This is a genomic window from Pseudomonas sp. WMBT8 (assembly GCF_050916005.1).
Lineage (GTDB): Bacteria > Pseudomonadota > Gammaproteobacteria > Pseudomonadales > Pseudomonadaceae > Aquipseudomonas.
Window position 1 is genome coordinate 647,558 of sequence record NZ_CP188096.1, and the last position, 17,050, is coordinate 664,607.

Annotated in this window: 17 protein-coding genes; 4 read left to right on the plus strand and 13 right to left on the minus strand. The window is 62.9% G+C overall.

All coding sequences use genetic code 11. The annotated features are described in order from the left end of the window. Positions 1-38 precede the first annotated feature (38 nt). The 3 genes from ACO77H_RS02735 to ACO77H_RS02745 all read left to right on the plus strand — a co-directional run bounded on the left by ACO77H_RS02735 (position 39) and on the right by ACO77H_RS02745 (position 2,393). Positions 39-827, plus strand: coding sequence for an AraC family transcriptional regulator (locus tag ACO77H_RS02735; protein WP_169952126.1), 789 nt, complete (start codon positions 39-41; stop codon positions 825-827). 71 nt (positions 828-898) lie between these two features. Beyond that, on the plus strand, positions 899-1,198 hold the full coding sequence (locus ACO77H_RS02740) for a PsiF family protein (protein WP_169952124.1): 300 nt from the start codon (positions 899-901) through the stop codon (positions 1,196-1,198). 181 nt (positions 1,199-1,379) lie between these two features. Further along, positions 1,380-2,393: an AI-2E family transporter gene (locus ACO77H_RS02745; protein ID WP_169952122.1), complete on the plus strand. Its 1,014-nt coding sequence runs from the start codon at positions 1,380-1,382 to the stop codon at positions 2,391-2,393. A gap of 137 nt (positions 2,394-2,530) precedes the next feature. On the opposite strand, the gene ACO77H_RS02750 is transcribed toward ACO77H_RS02745, so the two are convergent. After that, positions 2,531-3,799, minus strand: coding sequence for an Hsp70 family protein (locus ACO77H_RS02750; RefSeq protein WP_169952120.1), 1,269 nt, complete (start codon positions 3,797-3,799; stop codon positions 2,531-2,533). Between the two features lie 272 nt (positions 3,800-4,071). On the opposite strand from ACO77H_RS02750, the gene ACO77H_RS02755 reads away from it, so the two are divergent. Beyond that, on the plus strand, positions 4,072-5,016 hold the full coding sequence (locus tag ACO77H_RS02755) for a DnaJ C-terminal domain-containing protein (RefSeq protein WP_169952118.1): 945 nt from the start codon (positions 4,072-4,074) through the stop codon (positions 5,014-5,016). A 454-nt stretch (positions 5,017-5,470) separates the two neighbouring features. Here the strand turns inward: ACO77H_RS02755 and ACO77H_RS02760 are convergent, their stop codons facing one another. The 12 genes from ACO77H_RS02760 to urtA all read right to left on the minus strand — a co-directional run bounded on the left by ACO77H_RS02760 (position 5,471) and on the right by urtA (position 16,884). Further along, positions 5,471-6,595, minus strand: a complete 1,125-nt coding sequence (locus ACO77H_RS02760; protein WP_432754968.1) for a sensor histidine kinase — start codon at positions 6,593-6,595, stop codon at positions 5,471-5,473. Positions 6,596-6,694: 99 nt separating this feature from the next. After that, positions 6,695-8,395, minus strand: coding sequence for an urease subunit alpha (gene ureC, locus ACO77H_RS02765; protein ID WP_432754969.1), 1,701 nt, complete (start codon positions 8,393-8,395; stop codon positions 6,695-6,697). Between the two features lie 113 nt (positions 8,396-8,508). Continuing rightward, the gene (locus tag ACO77H_RS02770) at positions 8,509-8,814 is read right to left on the minus strand and encodes an urease subunit beta (protein ID WP_169952112.1); all 306 of its coding nucleotides are present in this window, start codon (positions 8,812-8,814) and stop codon (positions 8,509-8,511) included. Further along, entirely contained in the window at positions 8,811-9,344 is a 534-nt protein-coding gene (locus ACO77H_RS02775; protein ID WP_169952110.1) for a GNAT family N-acetyltransferase, read from the minus strand. The genes ACO77H_RS02770 and ACO77H_RS02775 overlap by 4 nt, the downstream gene beginning before the upstream one ends. 5 nt (positions 9,345-9,349) lie before the next feature. Beyond that, a complete protein-coding gene (locus ACO77H_RS02780; protein WP_432754970.1) occupies positions 9,350-9,880 on the minus strand; it encodes a GNAT family N-acetyltransferase in 531 nt (176 codons plus the stop codon). A 9-nt stretch (positions 9,881-9,889) separates the two neighbouring features. Next, complete coding sequence (locus tag ACO77H_RS02785; RefSeq protein WP_032862374.1) at positions 9,890-10,192, minus strand: urease subunit gamma; 303 nt, start codon at positions 10,190-10,192, stop codon at positions 9,890-9,892. 144 nt (positions 10,193-10,336) lie between these two features. Continuing rightward, on the minus strand, positions 10,337-11,176 hold the full coding sequence (locus tag ACO77H_RS02790) for an urease accessory protein UreD (protein ID WP_170042501.1): 840 nt from the start codon (positions 11,174-11,176) through the stop codon (positions 10,337-10,339). A 30-nt stretch (positions 11,177-11,206) separates the two neighbouring features. Then, a complete protein-coding gene (urtE, locus tag ACO77H_RS02795) occupies positions 11,207-11,905 on the minus strand; it encodes an urea ABC transporter ATP-binding subunit UrtE (protein WP_029297740.1) in 699 nt (232 codons plus the stop codon). Between the two features lie 115 nt (positions 11,906-12,020). Then, positions 12,021-12,881, minus strand: coding sequence for an urea ABC transporter ATP-binding protein UrtD (urtD, locus tag ACO77H_RS02800; protein ID WP_407073408.1), 861 nt, complete (start codon positions 12,879-12,881; stop codon positions 12,021-12,023). Then, the gene (gene urtC / locus ACO77H_RS02805; protein WP_170058621.1) at positions 12,878-13,957 is read right to left on the minus strand and encodes an urea ABC transporter permease subunit UrtC; all 1,080 of its coding nucleotides are present in this window, start codon (positions 13,955-13,957) and stop codon (positions 12,878-12,880) included. Before urtC ends, urtD begins: the two co-directional genes overlap by 4 nt. Beyond that, on the minus strand, positions 13,957-15,459 hold the full coding sequence (gene urtB, locus ACO77H_RS02810; protein WP_172312610.1) for an urea ABC transporter permease subunit UrtB: 1,503 nt from the start codon (positions 15,457-15,459) through the stop codon (positions 13,957-13,959). The genes urtC and urtB overlap by 1 nt, the downstream gene beginning before the upstream one ends. 159 nt (positions 15,460-15,618) lie before the next feature. Continuing rightward, positions 15,619-16,884, minus strand: a complete 1,266-nt coding sequence (gene urtA / locus ACO77H_RS02815; RefSeq protein ID WP_169952098.1) for an urea ABC transporter substrate-binding protein — start codon at positions 16,882-16,884, stop codon at positions 15,619-15,621. Positions 16,885-17,050 lie beyond the last annotated feature (166 nt).

Consider the following 17,050-nt stretch of genomic DNA (forward strand, 5'->3'; position numbering starts at 1 on the left):
ACTTCGATCCAGACAAGCCGCCTCTGTATCCAGACAATATGCCGAAGACCTACATCAACCTGCCCGATTTCGACGTGCTACCGGCCCCGGTGTACTTTCGCTACTCGGAATTTGCCGCCGACAGCCGCGCCTCCAGCCACCAGCATGCCTGGGGCTCCCTGGACTACTCGGCCCGCGGCGTGATGCGCTTTGAAGTGGGCGGCAACCGGTTTATGTCGCCGCCGCAATATGCGGTGTGGATCCCGCCCAACACCCAGCACAGTTCCTACAACGCCCAGGCAATTATCTACCGCTCGGTGTACCTGGCGCCGTCCCTGTGCGAGCAATTGCCCACGCAGCCCTGCACCCTGACCATCAGCAACATCCTCAAGGCCATCCTCAGTGATTTTGCCGAGCGCGACGTGAATATCCCGGCCAACGAAGCCGACGTGCGCCTGGCCCAGGTGCTGGTGGACCAACTGCGCCAGGCGCCGGTGCATGATTGTTTCCTGCCGTATGCCAGCAGCCCCGGCCTGCTCAGCGTGCTTGAAGGCATGCAGGCTGATCCCGGGGACAACCGCGCGCTGGCGCTATGGGCGCAGCAGGTACACGTCAGCGAGCGCACCCTGGCCCGGCAATTTGTGCGCGAACTGGGCATGAGCTTTGGCGAATGGCGCCAGCGCCTGCGCTTTCTGGCGGCCATCGAGGCCCTGGAAAACACGCGCAGCGTCCAGGAAGTGGCGTTTGACCTGGGCTACAGCACCGCCTCGGCGTTTATTGCGATGTTCCAGCGCCAGGCCGGCTGTACGCCGGAGCAGTATCGACGAACGAACTTACGTAGCAGGTGAAGGTGTAACAGGCTTTGTCTACACTGCAGGGGAGGCCGCGCCCCTCGGCGTGGTAACAGGGAGAAAACTCCATGAAGATGTTGCGTATTCCGTTGTTGATGATCGGTCTGCTGCTCTGTTCCCAAGGGTTTGCGGCCACTGCCCAGCAAAACAAAATGACCACCTGCAACGCCGAAGCCTCCACCAAGACCTTGAAGGGCGACGAGCGCAAGGCCTTCATGAAAACCTGCCTCTCGGCCCCGGCCGCCAATGACGCCAAGACCCTGACCCCGCAGCAGCAAAAAATGAAGGACTGTAACGCGACGGCAAAAACCAAGGCGCTGGCCGGCGATGCGCGTAAAACCTTTATGAGCACCTGCCTTAAAGGCTGACCCGCTTAAATACCCCTGTGGGGGCGGGCTTGCCCGCGATTGCGGTGTGTCAGCCAGCCAGCGCCATCGCGGGCAAGCCCGCTCCCACAGTTGATGGCGTTCACCGCCATCAGACTTCTCGCTTGATTGCCCCAAGGCTGGCAGACTGCCCATCCTTTAACGCCGTTCGTTTAGAGGCTGTATGCCAACGTTTTCTCAGCGTCATGTGTTGTTGCTGGCCAGCTACATCATCATTTTCGGCGGCTTGTTGCTGGTCCTACCGTTAAAACTGCTGCCCAGCCTGTTGGCCGGCCTGCTGGTTTTCGAACTGGTCAACATGCTCACCCCACAGCTGCAACGCCTGATCGAAGGCCGGCGCGCGCGCTGGCTGGCGGTGGCATTGCTCGGCACCGTGATTGTCAGCGTGCTGACCCTGATTTTTGCCGGTGCCATCAGCTTTTTGCTGCACGAAGCGGAAAACCCCGGGGCTTCCCTCGATAAATTCATGGGCGTGGTCGACCGCGCGCGCGGCCAGTTGCCGCCGTTCCTCGACGCCTACCTGCCGGCCAGCGCCGCCGAGTTTCGCGTGGCTATCGGTGAATGGCTGAGCAAGCACCTGAGCGAACTGCAGCTGGTGGGCAAGGACGCGGCGCATATGTTCGTGACTCTGCTGATCGGCATGGTCCTGGGCGCCATCATCGCCCTACAACGGGTCCCCGACCTGACCAAGCGCAAACCCCTGGCCGCCGCGTTGTTCGACCGCCTGCACCTGCTGGTCCAGGCTTTTCGCAACATTGTCTTTGCGCAAATCAAAATCGCTGCGCTCAACACCATCTTCACCGGGATCTTCCTTGCGGTGGTGCTGCCGCTGGCGGGGATCCACCTGCCGCTGACCAAGACCCTGATCGTCCTCACCTTCCTGCTGGGCCTGCTGCCGGTGATCGGCAACCTGATGTCCAACACCCTGATCACCATCGTCGCGTTGTCGATGTCGATTTGGGTGGCGGTGGCGGCGCTGGGCTACCTGATCGTGATCCACAAGGTCGAGTACTTCCTCAATGCCCGCATCGTCGGCGGGCAGATCAGCGCCAAGTCGTGGGAGTTGTTGTTGGCGATGCTGGTGTTTGAAGCCGCATTCGGCCTGCCTGGGGTGGTGGCAGGGCCGATTTATTATGCGTATTTGAAGAGTGAGTTGAAGCTGGGTGGGATGGTCTGAAGATTGAGGGCGTCTAGGCTGGCCTTATCGCGGGCAAGCCCGCTCCCACATTTCGACCGGGTTCCGCCTTGGGAATGCGGTCCAAATGTGGGGGCGGGCTTGCTCGCGAAAGGGCGCGCCGCGGTTTCAGCTAATACTCAGTAGCCATAACGCTTGCTTGCCTCGATCGCCAACCCGCTGCCGATGCTGCCGAAGATGTTGCCTTCCACGTGCCGGGCATTGGGCAGCATCGCCGAAATGCTGTGGCGCAGGGCCGGGATGCCGCTGGAGCCGCCGGTGAAGAACACCGTGTCGACCTGGGCCACGTCCACCGAGGCGTCGTCGAGCAGTTGGGTCACGCTGTTGCGCACCCGTTCCAGCAGGTTGTCGATGGACGATTCGAACAGGGCGCGGCTCAGTTCCACGCTCAGGCCCGGTTCTACCCGGTCCAGCGGCACGTGGCGGCTGTCGTCGTGGGTGAGGTGGATCTTGGTTTCTTCCACTTCCATCGCCAGCCAGTGGCCGGCGCGCTGCTCGATCAGCTTGAACAGGCGGTCGATGCCGCCGGTGTCTTCGATGTCGTAGCGCATGCTGCCCAGGGCCAGCTGGGATTTTTGCGAGTACACCGAGTTGATGGTGTGCCAGGTGGCCAGGTTCATATGGTGGCTGGTGGGCATGTAGGCCCCGCTTTTCATGCGGCTGCCGTAGCCGAACAGCGGCATCATGCCGGCCAGCGAGAGCTGTTTGTCGAAGTCGGTACCGCCGATATGCACGCCGCCGGTGGCGAGGATGTCGTCGTGGCGGTTGTCGTGCTTGCGCCGCTCGGGCGACAGGCGCACCAGGGAGAAGTCGGAGGTACCGCCGCCGATGTCGACAATCAGGACCAACTCTTCTTGTTCAATGGTGGATTCGTAGTCGAAGGCTGCGGCGATCGGCTCGTACTGGAACGAGACTTCCTTGAAGCCGAGCTTGCGGGCCACGTCCACCAGGGTGTCTTCGGCCTCTTTGTCGGCCATCGGGTCGTCGTCGACGAAAAATACCGGGCGGCCCAGTACCACTTCTTCGAACTCACGGCCGGCAGTGGCTTCGGCGCGGTTCTTGAGCTGGCCGATAAACAGCCCCAGCAGGTCCTTGAACGGCATGGCCGTGCCCAGCACGCTGGTGTCGTGCTTGATCAGCTTGGAGCCCAACAGGCTCTTGAGCGAACGCATCAGGCGGCCTTCGTAGCCTTCCAGGTACTCGTGCAGCGCCAGGCGGCCGTACACCGGGCGGCGTTCTTCGAAGTTGAAGAACACCACCGACGGCAGGGTGATCTTGTCGTCCTCCAGCGCGATAAGCGTTTCCATGCCGGGACGGATCCAGCCGACAGTGGAGTTGGACGTGCCGAAGTCGATGCCGCAGGCACGGGCTGGAGAGGTGTTGTTCATGTCTAACAGGTTCCGGTTAAAAAACGGCCGCGCAGTGTATGTCACTCGCGTGCAGATGCGTAGGCCGACTATCCGCTAAATACAGCAGACTTGTTACCTTGAAAGGTCGGCTCCTTGCCCCCAACTCCTGTGCATACGGTTGGTGGCTGTCGAAAGGATCAAGTTTGTCCTGCAAGCCGCCGATATTTTTCTGACGCACCTCGAATCGCCCCGCAATGCCCAGGCAGGCAGGGCCCGACTGTGCGATCTCGATAACGGATGGTGATGCCCCCATGGATTTCAAAGACTATTACAAGATTCTTGGTGTCGAGCCGACGGCCGATGACAAGCAGATCAAGGCCGCTTATCGCAAGCTGGCCCGTAAGTATCATCCCGACGTCAGCAAGGAAAAGGACGCGGAAGAGAAGTTCAAGGACGCCTCGGAAGCCTATGAAGCGCTGAAAAGTGCCGACAAGCGCGCCGAGTACGATGAATTGCGCCGCTATGGCCAGCACGGTCAGCCCTTCCAGGGGCCGCCAGGTTGGCAGAGCCGTGGCGGGTTTGGCGGTGGCCAGGATACGGGCGAGTTTTCGGACTTCTTCAGCTCGATCTTCGGCTCGCGTGGCAACGGCTTTGGCGGCGCCCAGGGGCGCAGCCCCGGGCGGCGCGGCCAGGATGTGGAGATGGAGTTGCCGGTGTTCCTGGAGGAGACCCTGTCCACCGAGCCCAAGGCGATCAGCTTCCAGGTGCCGCAATACAATGCGGCGGGCCAGCACGTCAGCAACACCACCAAGAGCCTGAACGTGAAGATTCCGGCCGGTGTGGCCGATGGCGAGCGCATTCGCCTCAAGGGCCAGGGTGCTCCGGGGATCGGTGGCGGCGCCAATGGCGACTTGTACCTGATCATCCGCTTTGCGCCGCACCCGAAGTTCGAGGTCGAAGGCGAAAACCTGGTGATTACCTTGCCGCTGGCACCGTGGGAATTGGCTTTGGGCGCGGAAGTCGCAGTGCCGACCCTGACTGGCAAGATCAACCTCAAGGTCCCGGCCGGCAGCCAGAACGGCCAGCGCATGCGGGCCAAGGGCCATGGCTTGCTGAACAAGGCCGGGCAGCGCGGGTACCTGTTTGTGCAGCTCAAGGCCGTGATGCCCAAAAGCAGTGACGATGAGGTCAAGGCGCTGTGGCAGGAACTGGCGCAAAAGGCCAATTTTGATCCACGGGAAACCTGGGGCCGCTAACCGCCCTGTGTGGGAAATCAGCAAAACCCTGTAGGAGCTGGCTTGCCAGCGATGGCGGCGGCATTACCAGCATTGATGCTGCCTGACCCACCGCTATCGCCGCCTCGCTAAAGCTCGACAGCTCCTACAGGGGATCGTTGCCGGGCAAAAATTTTCGCCACATCGCAAAAGAAATGTAGGAGCTGTCGAGCCCTGGCGAGGCTGCGATGGCGGCGGCATTGCCAGCATTGATGCTGCCTGACCCACCGCCATCGCCGCCTCGCTAAAGCTCGACAGCTCCTACAGGGGATCGTTGGCGGGCATAGATTTGCGCCACATCGCAAAAAAAATGTAGGAGCTGTCGAGCCCCGGCGAGGCGGCGATGGCGGCGGCATTACCAGCATTGATGCTGCCTGACCCACCGCCATCGCCGCCTCGCTAAAGCTCGACAGCTCCTACAGGGGATCGGTGGTGTCTACTGGCGCGGCAGCACTACGGTAAACGTGGTGCCCGCCGCCTCGCTGGACGTCACTTCAATCGTGCCCCCATGGGCCTGCACCACTTCCTTGACGATAAACAAGCCCAGCCCGAGGCTGGTCGAGTTGCTGCCCAGCTCTTCGTTGGCGCTGCGTACCAGCGGGTCGAACACGGTGCCCAGCGCCGCCTGGGGAATCGGCTGGCCGTAGTTGTGCATGCGCAGTTCCACGCTGTCGGGCGTGCCGTCCAGGCTCAGGGTCACCGCCTGGCTGTTGAGGCCGTGCTGCAATGCATTGCCGATCAGGTTCTGCAACAGTTGATCAATGCGCCCGCGATCCCACAGCCCTTGGGTTTCCCCGTCGATGTGCAGGTGAACCCGGCAGTCCGGGCGGCCTGCGCACGCTTCATTGATGGCCTCTTTGGCAGCATCGGCCAGGTTCATCGGCTTGGGCTCGATAGGCAGGCTGCTGCCCAGTCGGCTGCGAACAAACTCCAACAGGTCGCTGACCATCGCCTCCATGTGCCGCGCACCATTTTGGATATTGCCCAGCAGGCTCAAGCCGTTGCCGTCCAATGGGGCTTTGCGCAACAACATCTCGGTGGACATCTTCACCGCCTGCAAGGGTGCGCGCAGGTCGTGGCCGAGGATGGCGAGGAAAATATCCCGCGAGCGATTGACCTGCTCGGCGTAGGCCGCCGTGGATTCGGCCAGGGCTTCGTCGATGGCTTCGTTGAAGCGGATCATGTCCTGGAAATAGCCCAGGTCCGGCGATTCCAGGCTATTGACCCACAGGCGAATCACACAGGCGCGCAGGTGACGGAACTCGGAGGTCATCTGCACCAGGTCAAAACCCACGGTATGGCGCAGTTCGCCATGGCTGGCGGCCGCTTCGTCCAGGCTCGGGGTTTTTTCCGGGCCTTCGCCCTTGGCCTTGGCCGCCTGTTCGCTGGCGCTCTGGCGGGTGTTCATGTCCCGCGCGGCGGCCAGCAGGATCGAACGGGCGTGGTCGCGCAGTTGCGCGCGGTTCAGGGTTTCGGCGGCCGGGGTCAGGGTTTCGGCAAACTGTTCCCATTCATCGACGATTCGGTCGGCATGCAACACGATGAATTCGGATAGGCGCATAGCCAGGTTCCCAAGTGCAAGACAGTGAACAAACGTCGCGCATCGTAGCGCCAACGTCTCCCGGCTTCACTGGCACAGCAGGTGCCTGCCGATGAACGGTCAGAACAGGAAGTAACGCTGGGCCATCGGCAGCACGTCCGCCGGCTCGCACCACAACAGCTGGCCATCGGCCTTGACCTGGTAGGTCTGCGGATCGACCTCGATGTCTGGCAGGTAGTCGTTGTGGATCAAGTCGCTCTTTTGCACCTGGCGGCAACCCTTGACCACCGCGATCTGCTTCTTCAGGCCCAAGGCCTGCGGCAGGCCCTCTGCCAGCGCCGCCTGGCTGATAAACGTCAGGCTGGTGGCGTGCAGCGAGCTGCCGAAGCTGGCGAACATCGGGCGGTAGTGCACCGGCTGCGGGGTGGGGATTGACGCATTGGCATCGCCCATCAGGCTGGACGCAATCGCCCCGCCCTTGAGGATCAGGGTGGGCTTGATGCCGAAGAACGCCGGGCGCCACAACACCAGGTCGGCCCATTTGCCGACTTCGATGGAGCCCACTTCATGGCTGATGCCGTGGGTGATCGCCGGGTTGATGGTGTACTTGGCGATGTAGCGCTTGGCGCGGAAGTTGTCGTTGCCCGCGCCGTCGCCAGGCAGTGGCCCGCGTTGTTTCTTCATCTTGTCGGCGGTTTGCCAGGTGCGTGTGATCACTTCGCCCACGCGGCCCATGGCCTGGCTGTCGGAGCTGATCATCGAGAAGGCGCCAAGGTCGTGCAGGATATCTTCAGCGGCGATGGTTTCGCGGCGGATGCGGCTTTCGGCGAACGCCACGTCTTCGGCAATGCTCGGGTCCAGGTGATGGCAGACCATCAACATGTCCAAGTGCTCGTCGATGGTGTTGCGGGTGAACGGCCGCGTCGGGTTGGTGGAGCTGGGCAGTACGTTAGGGAAACCGCAGGCCTTGATGATGTCCGGCGCGTGGCCGCCACCGGCACCCTCGGTGTGATAGGTGTGGATGGTGCGCCCCTTGAGCGCGGCGAGGGTGGTTTCGACGAAGCCCGACTCGTTGAGCGTGTCGCTGTGGATCGCCACCTGCACATCGTACTCATCGGCCACGCTCAGGCAGTTGTCGATGCTGGCGGGCGTGGTGCCCCAGTCTTCGTGCAGCTTCAAACCGATGGCGCCGGCCTTGACCTGCTCGATCAGCGGCTCGGGCAGGCTGGCATTGCCCTTGCCGGTAAAGCCGATGTTCATCGGGAATGAGTCGCTGGCTTGCAGCATGCGCGCCAGGTGCCACGGGCCTGAAGTACAGGTGGTGGCATTGGTGCCGGTGGCCGGGCCGGTGCCGCCGCCGATCATGGTGGTGACGCCGCTGGTCAGCGCCTCTTCGATCTGCTGCGGGCAGATGAAATGCACATGTGAGTCGATGCCGCCGGCGGTGAGGATCATGCCTTCACCGGCGATCACTTCGGTGCTGGCGCCGATGGCCATGGTCACGCCGGGCTGGATGTCCGGGTTACCGGCCTTGCCAATGGCGTGGATGCGGCCATTCTTCAAGCCAACGTCGGCCTTGACGATGCCCCAGTGGTCGATGATCAGCGCGTTGGTGATCAGCGTATCCACCACTTCACGGGCGAGCAGTTGGCTTTGGCCCTGGCCATCGCGGATGACTTTGCCGCCGCCGAACTTCACTTCTTCGCCATAAACCGTGAAGTCCTGCTCCACTTCGATGAACAGTTCGGTGTCGGCGAGGCGGACCTTGTCACCGACGGTGGGGCCGTACATGTCGGCGTAGGCTTGGCGGCTGATTTTCATGTGTGTGAACCCTGGAAAATATGTGTTGAATGTGAAACCGCTATCGCCGGCAAGCCAGCTCCTACATTTGAAGTGCATTCCCATGTGGGAGCTGGCTTGCCTGCGATGAGGCCCTAAAGATCACCCATGATCTTCCCGGCAAACCCGAACACCCGGCGCAACCCTGCCAGCTCCACTAACTCCACCTCGCGACTCTGCCCCGGTTCAAAGCGCACCGCCGTGCCCGCCGGGATGTTCAGGCGCATGCCGCGGCTGAGGGCGCGGTCAAAGGTCAGCGCGTCATTGGTCTCGAAAAAATGGTAATGGGAACCCACCTGGATCGGACGGTCGCCGCTGTTGGCCACGTTCAGGGTGACCGTGCGGCGGCCCACGTTGAGTTCGATTGCACCAGGCTGGATCTGATATTCACCAGGAATCATGCAGGTTGCCCCAGGGTCTTGAAGTAGATGGCGGTCGGGCTGTAGTGCCCGTCCGGGCTTTGGCAGTAATCCGGCAACTCGCCGATTTTTGTGTAGCGCAGCGCCTGGTAGAAGGCTTCGGCACCGGAGCCGGCCTCGGTGTCCAGGTACAGCAGGCCGCGTTTGTGCTGGCGCGCGGCGAGTTCCAGAGCGCTCATCAGTTGCTGGCCCAGGCCATGGCGGCGGGCGCTGCTGTGCACCAGCAGTTTTTGCACTTCGGCGCGGTTGAGGCCGTTGGCTTTGAGGCACAACGCCAATTGCACACTGGCGATCACTTGCTCGTCGCGCACCACTACCCAGAGCAGCAGGCTGCCCTCCTCGATACTCGCCTGCACACCGCTCAAATAGGTGCGGGCCTGGGCATCATCGAAATCGGCCATGAAACCTACCGAAGCGCCATGCTTCACCGCGTCCAGCAACAGCTCAATCAAACCCAGGCGGTAATGGGCAAAACTTTCAGCATTGACTCGACGCAGTTGGGCAGCATTCATCGGTGTTACTCCTTGTGGACCGCCGGCGGCTGGGCGCCGGGTTTGAGCAGCAGTTGCATAAAGGTCAGGTCCAGCCAGCGGCCAAACTTGGTGCCCACCTGGGCCATCTGCCCGGTGATGCCAAAGCCCAGGCGTTCGTGCAGGCGGATCGAGGCCTGGTTGCCGCTTTCGATGGCGGCAACCATCACGTGTTTGTCGCACGCCCGGGCGCGTTCGATCAGGGCCTGCATCAGCAGCGGGCCCAGGCCTTTGCCGCGTTGGTCGTTGCGCACGTACACCGAATGCTCGACGGTGTGGCGAAAGCCGTCGAAGGGCCGCCAGTCGCCGAACGAGGCATAGCCGAGCACCTGCTCGGCCTCCACCGCCACCAGGATCGGATAAAACTGCGCCTGGCGTGCGCTGAACCAGGCCTGGCGATTGCCCAGGTCCACTGGTTGATCGTTCCAGATGGCCGTGGTGTTGAGCACGGCATCGTTGTAGATATCGCGGATCGCCGGCAGATCGCCGTGCACCGCGTCACGAATCAGCAAGGACATGGCCGGGCCTCAGGCGATGGGTTGGTGGACGGTCACCAGTTTGGTGCCGTCGGGGAAGGTGGCTTCGACCTGGATGTCCGGGATCATCTCCGGGATGCCTTCCATCACTTGCTCGCGGCTGAGCAGGGTGGTGCCAAAGTGCATCAGGTCGGCCACGGTGCGCCCGTCGCGCGCGCCTTCGAGCAGGGCCGCGGAGATGTAGGCGATGGTTTCCGGGTAATTGAGTTTCACCCCACGCGCCAGGCGGCGCTCGGCCACCAGGCCTGCGGTGAAGATCAGCAGCTTGTCTTTTTCCCTTGGGGTCAGGTCCATGGTCAGCAGTCCGTTTTGAAAAACAATTATTAACAACACAGGTCCAATGTGGGAGCGGGCTTGCTCGCGAATGCGGTGTATCAGTCAACATATCCATTACTGACCCACCGCATTCGCGAGCAAGCCCGCTCCCACATTTTGATCTCATGTGTTCCAAATTCTTGGTGGTATGGCCTCACGCCCCAGCAGCGCCGGGCGCAACAGCCGCCATAAATCAATCAACCAGGCCCGCGCCAGTAACGTCTCGCTGGCCAGGCAGCGCGCCACCAGCAAACCCGGCAGTTGGGTCAGGTCGCCACGCACTGCATGGGGCAGCGCTCGGCATTGTTCAAGCAGTTCGGTATCGATGTCACCGGTCACCAGCAAGGTGGCGAACACCGGCTGGCCGTCCAGGCCAATCGGCGAGTCGAGCAGGCCGTCGTCGCCGACGATGCGTTGGCGTTCATGCCAGAGCAACTGGCCGTCGCGACGGATATCCAGGTGCGACTGGAAGTGCCCACGGTCGAAACGTTCGCCGCTGGCCGGGCGCCCCAGCGCCACCACGTCCCAGTACAACAGCCGGGCGTCGCCGTGCAGGTCGATGCGGGTGCTGAGTTCGGCCTGGGCCGCACTGAACACGATGGTTTCCTGGGGCAGCCACTCCAGGGTGGCGCCGGCCTCGACTGTCAAGGCCACCTGCTGGTAGGCCGGCCCGCTGGCACGGTACCACTTGGCGGCGCCGGGGCTGGTCAGTTGCGCCCACGCGCCCTCAGCCAGGTGGGCGGTGATCTCCAGGCGATCGCCCCCGGCAATCCCGCCCGGCGGGTGCACGATGATGTGCTGGCACACCTCGGGGCCTTCGGCATACAGGTGCTTTTGCACCCGCAGCGGGCCCAGGTGGCGGCGCAGCACCGGGCGCGTGCTGGCGCCAAAGCGTGCATAACCCAACTCCAGCGCGGCGTGCCAACTGGGGGTGAACAGAGCGGTGGGGGCAGGAACGGTCATGGTCAGGGCTTATCAACGAGACGCTACAGATTAGATGGTAACCAGGCCGCGTACACCCTCGGCCTCCATATTTTCTCCGCGGCCCTGCTGGACGATTTCCCCCCGCGACATCACCAGGTATTGATCGGCCAGTTCGGCGGCGAAGTCGTAGAACTGCTCCACCAGCAAAATCGCCATGTCGCCGCGTTCTGCGAGCTTCTTGATCACCGCGCCGATCTCCTTGATCACCGAGGGCTGGATGCCTTCGGTGGGCTCATCGAGGATCAACAGGCGCGGACGGCTGGCCAGCGCACGGCCAATTGCCAACTGCTGTTGCTGACCACCGGACAAGTCGCCGCCGCGCCGATGCTTCATTTGCAGCAACACCGGGAACAGTTCGTAGATAAACGCCGGGACTTGCTTGGCTTCGCTGCCGGGAAAACGCGACAGGCCCATCAGCAGGTTTTCTTCCACCGTCAGCCGCCCGAAAATCTCGCGGCCCTGGGGCACATAGGCGATACCGGCGTGCACGCGCTGGTGCGGCTTGAACCCGGTGATGGCCTTGCCTTCCCAGTTCACCGCGCCTTCCTTGGCGGGCAGCAGGCCCATCAGGCATTTGAGCAGGGTGGTCTTGCCCACGCCGTTACGGCCGAGCAGGCAGGTGACTTCGCCGACTTTCACGTCGAACGAAAGGCCGCGCAGGATGTGGCTGCCGCCGTAGTACTGGTGCAATTTGTCGACTTGCAGCATGTTCAAAATCTCCTCAATTCCCCTGTGGGAGCCGGCTTGCCTGCGATGGCGCTGTGTCAGTCACCCTGGCTATCGCTGGCCAGCCAGCTCCTACATAACGCGGATTGCATCAGGCTTAGCGACCGAGGTACACCTCGATCACCCGCTCGTTTTCCTGCACCTGCTCCAGCGACCCCTCCGCCAGCACGCTGCCCTGGTGCAGCACCGTCACATGGTCGGCAATCGAGCCGACAAAGCCCATGTCGTGCTCCACCACCATCAGCGAATGCTTGCCCGCCAGGCGCTTGAACAACTCGGCGGTGAACTCGGTCTCGGCGTCGGTCATGCCGGCCACCGGTTCATCGAGCAGCAACAGTTGTGGGTCTTGCATCAGCAGCATGCCGATTTCCAAAAACTGCTTCTGGCCGTGGGACAGTAAACCCGCCGGGCGCTGTACCGAAGTCGTCAGGCGAATGGTGTCGAGCACTTCATCGATGCGGTCCTTCTGTTCACCGCTCAGGCGCGCCCGCAGGCTGGCCCACACGGACTTGTCGGTCTTCTGCGCCAGCTCCAGGTTCTCGAACACGCTCAGGGCCTCGAACACCGTGGGTTTCTGGAACTTGCGGCCAATGCCGGCCTGGGCGATCTGCACTTCGCTCATGCGCGTCAGGTCCAGGGTTTCGCCGAACCAGGCCTTGCCGTGGCTGGGGCGGGTCTTGCCGGTGATCACGTCCATCAGGGTGGTCTTGCCCGCGCCGTTGGGGCCGATGATGCAGCGCAGCTCGCCGACGCCGATATACAGGTTGAGGTCGTTGAGGGCCTTGAAGCCATCGAAGCTGACGCTGATGTCTTCCAGGGTCAGGATCGTGCCGTGGCGGGTATTGAGGCCCTTGCCGGCGGCCTGGCCGAGGCCGATGGCGTCGCGGCTGGTGCCCTGATCGCGGTTCGGTTCGATGATCGGTTCGAGCATGAACTGGTCGGTTGCCGTGACTCTCATTGTTCGCCCCTTTTCTTCAGCAGGCCGATGATGCCCTTGGGCAGGTACAGCGTGACGATGATGAACAGCGCCCCCAGGAAGAACAGCCAGTACTCCGGGAAGGCCACGGTGAACCAGCTCTTCATGCCGTTGACCACGCCGGCACCCAGCAGCGGGCCGATCAGGGTGCCGCGCCCGCCCAGGGCCACCCACACGGCGGCCTCGATGGAGTTGGTCGGCGACATTTCGCTGGGGTTGATGATGCCCACCTGCGGCACGTACAACGCACCGGCCAGGCCACACAGCACCGCGCTCAACACCCACACAAACAGCTTGAAGCCCCGCGGGTCGTAGCCGCAGAACATCAGGCGGTTCTCCGCGTCGCGCAGGGCCGTCAGCACCCGGCCGAACTTGCTCCGGGCCAGGCGCCAGCCGATAAACAGGCTGCCCACCAACAGCAGCACCGTGGCCAGGAACAGCACCGCGCGGGTGCCCGGCTCGGTGATGCCAAACCCCAGGATGCTACGGAAGTTGGTAAAGCCGTTATTGCCGCCAAAGCCGGTCTCGTTGCGGAAAAACAAGAGCATCCCGGCAAAGGTCAGGGCCTGGGTCATGATCGAGAAATACACGCCCTTGATCCGTGAGCGGAAGGCAAAGAAGCCGAACACCAGCGCCAGCAAACCCGGCGCCAACACCACCAGGCACAGGGCCCAGAGGAAGTGCTGGGTGCCGAGCCAATACCACGGCAGTTCGGTCCACGACAGGAAGGTCATGAACGCCGGCAACTCGCTGCCGGCGGCCTGGCGCATCAGGTACATGCCCATGGCGTAGCCGCCAAGGGCAAAGAACAGGCCGTGGCCCAGGGACAGCATGCCGGCGTAGCCCCACACCAGGTCCAGGGCCAGGGCGACGATGGCGTAGCAGAGGATCTTGCCCACCAGCGTCAGGGTGTAGGCCGAGACATGCAATGCGTTATCGGCCGGCAGCAGCGACAGCAGCGGCAACGCCAGCAGCACGGCGAGGATCACCGCGCCCACTGCAATCGTCACCTTGGGGCCGGCCTTTTGCGCGGCCGTGAGCATCAATGGCTGGTTCATCAGTCGATCACCCGTCCTTTCAGTGCGAAGAGTCCTTGCGGGCGTTTCTGGATAAACAGAATGATCAGCGCGAGGATCAGGATCTTGCCGAGTACGGCACCGATCTGCGGTTCAAGAATTTTGTTGGCGATGCCCAGGCCAAAGGCGGCCATGACGCTGCCGGCCAGTTGGCCGACGCCACCGAGCACCACCACCAGGAACGAGTCGATGATGTAACTCTGGCCCAGGTCCGGGCCGACGTTGCCGATCTGGCTCAGGGCCACGCCGCCTAAGCCGGCGATGCCCGAGCCGAGGCCAAAGGCGAGCATGTCCACACGCCCGGTGGGCACGCCGCAGCAGGCGGCCATGTTGCGGTTCTGGGTGACGGCGCGCACGTTGAGGCCCAGGCGGGTCTTGTTCAGCAGCAGCCAGGTCAGCACCACCACGCACAGGGCAAAGCCGATGATGACGATGCGGTTGTATGGCAACACCAGGTTGGGCAGTACCTGGATCCCGCCCGACAGCCAGGCCGGGTTGGCCACTTCGACGTTCTGTGCGCCGAACAGCAGGCGTACCAGTTGGATCAGCATCAGGCTGATGCCCCAGGTGGCCAGCAGGGTTTCCAGTGGGCGGCCGTAGAGGTGACGGATCACCGTGCGCTCCAGGGCCATGCCGATGCCGGCGGTGACAAAAAACGCCACCGGCAGCGCGATCAGCGGGTAGAACTCGATGGCCTGAGGCACATAGCGCTGCATCAGCAACTGCACCACATAGGTGGAGTAGGCACCGAGCATCAACATCTCGCCGTGGGCCATGTTGATCACCCCGAGCAGGCCGAAGGTGATCGCCAGGCCCAGGGCCGCCAGCAACAGGATCGAGCCCAGGGACATACCGCTGAAGGCTTGCCCGAGGATCTCGCCCACCAGCAGCTTGCGCTTGACCTGGGCCAGGCTGGTTTCGGCCGCGGTGTGTACTGCGGCGTCGGCTTCCACGCCGGGCGCCAGCAGGGCCTCCAGGCGCGTGCGGGCCAGCGGGTCGCCGGTGCTGCCGAGCAGGCGCACGGCAGCCAGGCGCACGGCCGGGTCGGTGTCGACCAGTTGCAGGTTGGCCAGGGCCAGGCTCAGGGCGCTGTGCACCGGGTCATGGGTTTCGCTGGCGAGCTGCTGGTCGAGGAATTTCAGCTGCGCCGGTTGCGCGCTTTTTTGCAGGGTTCGGGCGGCGGCGAGGCGCACCTTGGGATCGGCGGCGAGCAGTTGCTGGCTGGCTTGCACGTTGTCGATCAGGCCGCGCAGGCGGTTGTTCAGGCGCACGGTCTTGGCTTCGCCGTTGACCGTGAGTTGGCCTTGTTGCAGGGCGTTGACCAACTCGATACGCGCAGGGTCAGGCTGGGCGGCCCAGTCCTGCAACAGCTTGGCCTGTTGGCTCGGGTTGGCGGCGAGGAAATCTTCGGCATCGCCGGCGTGTGCGGCCAGGGGCAGCAACAGCAGGCAGGCCAGGAGGAGGCGGTGGAGGGCAGTGGGCATAACAAATTGTCCTGAACATGCGCGGACGGGGTGAACACCTACCCCCTGTAGGAGCCGGCTTGCCGGCGATTGCGGTGTGTCAGTCGATTCATCTGTCACTGACACGCTGCTATCGCCGACAAGCCAGCTCCTACAGGGGGCGGGCTCGTGGGTTGGGGCTTAGTTGCTCTTGACCGCGTGATCCGGCTTCTTGTCATTGCCAGGGATGTACGGGCTCCACGGCTGGGCGCGGATCGGCCCTTCGGTCTGCCACACCACCGAGAACTGGCCGTCGGACTGGATCTCGCCAATCATCACCGGCTTGTGCAGGTGGTGGTTGGTCTTGTCCATGGTCAGGGTGTAGCCCGACGGCGCGGCGAAGGTCTGGCCGGCCAGGGCTTCACGCACTTTGTCGACGTCGGTGGACTTGGCTTTCTCCACCGCCTGCGCCCACATATGGATGCCGACGTAGGTGGCTTCCATCGGGTCGTTGGTCACGGCCTTGTCGGCACCCGGCAGGTTTTTCGCCTTGGCGTAGGCTTTCCAGTCGGCGACGAACTTGGCGTTGACCGGGTTCTCTACCGACTGGAAGTAGTTCCACGCCGCCAGGTTGCCCACCAGCGGTTTGGTGTCGATGCCGCGCAGTTCTTCCTCGCCTACCGAGAACGCCACCACAGGCACCTCGGTCGCCTTCAGGCCCTGGTTGGCCAGTTCCTTGTAGAACGGCACGTTGGAGTCACCATTGACGGTGGACACCACGGCGGTCTTGCCACCCGCCGAGAATTTTTTGATGTTGGCCACGATGGTCTGGTAATCGCTATGGCCGAACGGGGTGTAGACCTCTTCGATGTCCTTGTCGGCTACGCCTTTGGAATGCAGGAACGCGCGCAGGATTTTGTTGGTGGTGCGCGGGTACACGTAGTCGGTGCCCAGCAGGAAGAAGCGCTTGGCGCTGCCGCCTTCTTCGCTCATCAGGTATTCCACTGCCGGGATCGCCTGCTGGTTCGGCGCGGCGCCGGTGTAGAACACGTTGGGCGACATTTCCTCGCCTTCGTATTGCACCGGGTAGAACAACAGGCCGTTGAGTTCTTCGAACACCGGCAGCACCGATTTACGCGACACCGAGGTCCAGCAGCCGAACACCACCGCGACCTTGTCCTGGGTCAGCAACTGCCGGCCCTTTTCGGCGAACAGCGGCCAGTTGGAGGCCGGGTCGACCACCACCGCTTCGAGCATCTTGCCGTTCACCCCGCCCTTGGCGTTGATCTCGTCGATGGTCATCAGCGCCATGTCCTTGAGGGACGTTTCGGAGATGGCCATGGTCCCGGACAGCGAGTGCAGGATGCCGACCTTGATGGTCTCGGCGGCCTGGACGGTCCAGGTCAGGCCCATGGCGGCAATGGATGCCGACAGAGTGAAAGCCTTGATCAAGCTGCGACGCTTCATGGTGCGGTCTCCAGAACTCAATATTTTCAGGGGGCGGATAGGGGCGTTGCCAGAGCATTTGCAAAGGCTGTGCCTATTGGCTGCGCTGCCTTGTTATGTGGGCCATGGGCTGCACTGGTCGGTTGCACTGCACCAAGTGAGGGCTTGCCGGGCGTGCTGGTGCGTG

What these genes read in the sequence shown, in the direction of transcription:
- urtB (WP_172312610.1), bottom strand. Translation starts at nt 15,459, where the DNA reads ATGCCCACTGCCCTCCACCGCCTCCTCCTGGCCTGCCTGCTGTTGCTG.
- ACO77H_RS02780 (WP_432754970.1), bottom strand. Translation starts at nt 9,880, where the DNA reads ATGTCCTTGCTGATTCGTGACGCGGTGCACGGCGATCTGCCGGCGATC.
- ACO77H_RS02740 (WP_169952124.1), top strand. Translation starts at nt 899, where the DNA reads ATGAAGATGTTGCGTATTCCGTTGTTGATGATCGGTCTGCTGCTCTGT.
- ACO77H_RS02785 (WP_032862374.1), bottom strand. Translation starts at nt 10,192, where the DNA reads ATGGACCTGACCCCAAGGGAAAAAGACAAGCTGCTGATCTTCACCGCA.
- urtC (WP_170058621.1), bottom strand. Translation starts at nt 13,957, where the DNA reads ATGAACCAGCCATTGATGCTCACGGCCGCGCAAAAGGCCGGCCCCAAG.
- ACO77H_RS02745 (WP_169952122.1), top strand. Translation starts at nt 1,380, where the DNA reads ATGCCAACGTTTTCTCAGCGTCATGTGTTGTTGCTGGCCAGCTACATC.
- ACO77H_RS02760 (WP_432754968.1), bottom strand. Translation starts at nt 6,595, where the DNA reads ATGCGCCTATCCGAATTCATCGTGTTGCATGCCGACCGAATCGTCGAT.
- urtD (WP_407073408.1), bottom strand. Translation starts at nt 12,881, where the DNA reads ATGAGAGTCACGGCAACCGACCAGTTCATGCTCGAACCGATCATCGAA.
- ACO77H_RS02770 (WP_169952112.1), bottom strand. Translation starts at nt 8,814, where the DNA reads ATGATTCCTGGTGAATATCAGATCCAGCCTGGTGCAATCGAACTCAAC.
- urtE (WP_029297740.1), bottom strand. Translation starts at nt 11,905, where the DNA reads ATGCTGCAAGTCGACAAATTGCACCAGTACTACGGCGGCAGCCACATC.
- ACO77H_RS02750 (WP_169952120.1), bottom strand. Translation starts at nt 3,799, where the DNA reads ATGAACAACACCTCTCCAGCCCGTGCCTGCGGCATCGACTTCGGCACG.
- ACO77H_RS02790 (WP_170042501.1), bottom strand. Translation starts at nt 11,176, where the DNA reads ATGACCGTTCCTGCCCCCACCGCTCTGTTCACCCCCAGTTGGCACGCC.
- ACO77H_RS02735 (WP_169952126.1), top strand. Translation starts at nt 39, where the DNA reads ATGCCGAAGACCTACATCAACCTGCCCGATTTCGACGTGCTACCGGCC.
- ACO77H_RS02755 (WP_169952118.1), top strand. Translation starts at nt 4,072, where the DNA reads ATGGATTTCAAAGACTATTACAAGATTCTTGGTGTCGAGCCGACGGCC.
- ACO77H_RS02775 (WP_169952110.1), bottom strand. Translation starts at nt 9,344, where the DNA reads ATGAATGCTGCCCAACTGCGTCGAGTCAATGCTGAAAGTTTTGCCCAT.
- urtA (WP_169952098.1), bottom strand. Translation starts at nt 16,884, where the DNA reads ATGAAGCGTCGCAGCTTGATCAAGGCTTTCACTCTGTCGGCATCCATT.
- ureC (WP_432754969.1), bottom strand. Translation starts at nt 8,395, where the DNA reads ATGAAAATCAGCCGCCAAGCCTACGCCGACATGTACGGCCCCACCGTC.